Annotated in this window: 3 protein-coding genes; 2 read left to right on the plus strand and 1 reads right to left on the minus strand. The window is 61.4% G+C overall.

From position 1 onward, the window contains the following. Positions 1-175: 175 nt before the first annotated feature. The gene (locus HP547_RS28205) at positions 176-925 is read left to right on the plus strand and encodes a hypothetical protein (protein ID WP_172219691.1); all 750 of its coding nucleotides are present in this window, start codon (positions 176-178) and stop codon (positions 923-925) included. Positions 926-998: 73 nt separating this feature from the next. Here the strand turns inward: HP547_RS28205 and rimO are convergent, their stop codons facing one another. Further along, positions 999-2330 carry a 30S ribosomal protein S12 methylthiotransferase RimO gene (gene rimO / locus HP547_RS28210; protein WP_172219689.1) on the minus strand — a complete coding sequence of 444 codons (1332 nt, stop codon included), beginning with the start codon at positions 2328-2330 and terminating at the stop codon, positions 999-1001. A 236-nt stretch (positions 2331-2566) separates the two neighbouring features. On the opposite strand from rimO, the gene HP547_RS28215 reads away from it, so the two are divergent. After that, positions 2567-2758, plus strand: a 192-nt coding sequence (locus HP547_RS28215) for a KUP/HAK/KT family potassium transporter (RefSeq protein ID WP_172288761.1), incomplete at its 3' end; no start/stop codon positions are given.

The raw sequence follows: 2758 nt of genomic DNA on the forward strand, positions 1-2758 counted from the left end.
GTAGAGAAAGTAGAGAAAGTAGAGAAAGTAGAGAAAGTAGAGAAAGTAGAGAAAGTAGAAAAGGTGGTGGAAAAAGTCGAGAAGCCCGAAAAAACAGAGCATCCAGAGCGATCCGGGCGTTAGGCAACTAGGCTGGGTAAGTCCGATCACATACCCGAAGGGTACTGAGGTGCAGATGAGACCCGCGCTTCCTGTTTTCGCCTGCTTGCTGTCTTGTATCAGTGCGCCGGCCTTGGCCGATACCTTTAGCGCCGCCATGGGCATGGACTATTCGAGCGGCGACTATGGCACCGGCACCACTTCGGAGATCTGGTACGTTCCCGTGGTCGGTAAATATGAAACCGGGCCCATGACCTACAAGGTCACCGTGCCCTGGCTGCGCATCACCAACCCCGAAGTAGGCCCCAATGGCGACCCCTTGCCCGGTGGCTGCCGCAATGTCGAAAGCGGGCTGGGCGATACCGTTGCCAGCGCCGGTTATGCCCTGCTCGATGGCAACGATGGCGGCGTGATGCTCGACCTGATCGGCAAGATCAAATTCCCCACTGCCGATGAAGATCAGTGCCTGGGCACCGGTGAGTACGACTACACCGCCCAGGTCGACATCGCCAAGGCCTTCGGCCCTGTCACCGGCTTCGCAACTTTGGGCTGGAAAAAGTTCGGCGACCCGCCCGACAGCGATTTTGACGACCCGGTATTTGTCAGCCTCGGCTTCGCCATACCTGTGGCTACAGGCACGTCGGCAGGCGCCTCCTACGACTGGCGGCAGAAAGTGGTCTCGACGGGGTCGCAGATCCAGGAGCTCACCCTGTTCCTGACCCACAAGCTCAACCAGCAGTGGAAGGTCCAGCTCTACGCGGTCAAGGGGTTCTCGGACGCCAGCCCGGATGCCGAGGGCGGCCTGATGCTGTTTCACACGTTCTGACAAAAAAAGCCCCTGCCCCGGACATTCCTGGCGGGGAGTGCCGGGGCGGGGGCTTTTTCAGCTTTCAGACCCGTCAGACAGGCTCAGCCCACATATCGTATTCGTCGGCATCCACCACACGGCAACGGACCTTGTCGCCTGGCTTGAAGCCATGGTCGCCGTCGATGAACACGCTGCCGTCGATTTCAGGGGCATCAAAGAAGCTGCGGCCAACCGAACCCTGCTCCTCGACTTCATCGATCAATACTTCGATTTCCTTGCCGATACGCAGTTGCAGGCGCGCCGTGCTGATGGCCTGCTGGTGGGCCATGAAGCGGTCCCAACGTTCCTGCTTGACGTCATCCGGCACCTCTTCCAGGCCCAGGTCGTTGGCCGGGGCGCCCTCGACTGGCGAATACTGGAAGCAGCCCACGCGGTCCAGCTGCGCCTCGGTCAGCCAGTCCAGCAGGTACTGGAAGTCTTCCTCGGTCTCGCCAGGGAAGCCGACGATGAAGGTGGAGCGTATTACCAGCTCCGGGCACTGCTCGCGCCAGTTCTTGATACGCGCCAGGGTACGGTCTTCGAAGGCCGGGCGCTTCATCGACTTGAGCACTTTCGGGCTGGCGTGCTGGAACGGGATGTCCAGGTACGGCAGGATCTTGCCGGCGGCCATCAGCGGGATCACGTCGTCGACGTTCGGGTACGGATACACATAGTGCAGGCGAACCCAGGCACCCAGGCTGCTCAGGGCCTCGCACAGCTCCAGCATGCGGGTCTTGACCGGGCGGCCGTTCCAGAAGTCGGTCTTGTACTTGACGTCGACGCCGTAGGCGCTGGTGTCCTGGGAGATTACCAGGATCTCCTTGACCCCGGCCTTGACCAGGCGCTCGGCTTCGCTCAGCACTTCGCCCACCGGGCGGCTGACCAGCTTGCCGCGCATCGACGGAATGATGCAGAAGCTGCAGCTGTGGTTGCAGCCTTCGGAAATTTTCAGGTACGCGTAGTGACGCGGGGTCAGCTTGATGCCCTGTGGTGGCACCAGGTCGATCAGCGGGTTGTGGTCCTGGCGCGGCGGTACCACTTCGTGCACGGCGTTGACCACCTGCTCGTACTGCTGTGGGCCGGTGACCGACAGCACGCTGGGGTGCACGTCACGGATGCTGCCTTCTTCGACACCCATGCAGCCGGTGACGATGACCTTGCCGTTTTCCTTGATCGCTTCGCCGATCACTTCCAGCGACTCGGCCTTGGCGCTGTCGATGAAGCCGCAGGTGTTGACCACCACCACGTCGGCGTCCTCGTAGGTGGGCACGACTTCATAGCCTTCCATGCGCAGCTGGGTAAGGATGCGCTCGGAATCGACCAGGGCTTTTGGGCAACCCAGGCTTACGAAACCTACCTTGGGGGTGGCGGGCGTGGTGGACATGACTAACCTCGGTATTGAATGCAGGTCGCCCGGCCGGAATCGGGGGCGAGCTTGACGGGCGCTTTTTTGCGCCTCTGATCAAAAAGTGCGCAATTCTAGCGAGCGCAGGGGCGCTTGACCAGCAGAAATACGACGAACGCTGCGCTATGCTTCGCGCCTTTACGTCAAGGTGCCTGCGAGCGCTTGGCGGCAGATTGAATATCAAGGGCCGTGATGGCCGCGTGCGGGAGTGGTCGATGTTTCAGGCAAGCAGTCACGCTGAGGGCGGGCACGAGGGCAAGCAGGGTGCGGCGCGGTCGGTGGGCCTGCTCGTGGCGGCGGTCGGGGTGGTGTATGGCGATATCGGCACCAGCCCGTTGTATACCCTCAAGGAAGTCTTTACCGGCGGTTACGGGGTGCCGGTCAACCACGATGGCGTGCTGGGCATC

This window comes from Pseudomonas sp. CM27, assembly GCF_013179515.1.
Lineage (GTDB): Bacteria > Pseudomonadota > Gammaproteobacteria > Pseudomonadales > Pseudomonadaceae > Aquipseudomonas.